The 471-nt window shown below is 55.2% G+C and carries 1 protein-coding gene; it reads right to left on the reverse strand.

Annotated elements, in window-relative coordinates:
* Nucleotides 1-471 (reverse strand): acetyl-CoA carboxylase carboxyl transferase subunit alpha (locus NE664_13685; protein ID MCQ4727684.1); only part of this gene is annotated, 471 nt, incomplete at both ends.

Raw genomic sequence — 471 nt, forward strand, 5'->3', positions numbered from 1 at the left:
TAGAATTTTCCAGCATCCAGACTTCATTGGCCACCGCCATTGCGAGCGCACCGCCGCTTCCGCCCTCTCCGATTACGATGGAAAGTATTGGAACGGTGATATCGGCCATTTCAAACAGATTCCGGGCAATCGCCTCTCCCTGGCCCCGCTCTTCTGCCTCCAGTCCGCAGAACGCACCTGGCGTATCCACAAAACAGATGATGGGACGGCCAAAGGTCTCCGCCTGCTTCATCAGGCGCAGCGCTTTTCTGTATCCTTCGGGGGATGGCATTCCGAAATTGCGCCTGATATTGTCCTTTGTATTCTTTCCCTTTTCCTGTCCGATGACGGTCACGGGCATGCCGCGGAAGGAGGCGATGCCGCCCACGATGGCTCCGTCGTCGCCAAAGTAACGGTCTCCATGGAATTCCATAAAATCATCAAATACTGCATTGATATAATCACTGGCTGCCGGGCGTTCCGCGCTTCTGG

The organism is Anaerotignum faecicola, assembly GCA_024460105.1.
In the GTDB taxonomy this organism is placed as follows: Bacteria; Bacillota; Clostridia; order Lachnospirales; family Anaerotignaceae; genus JANFXS01.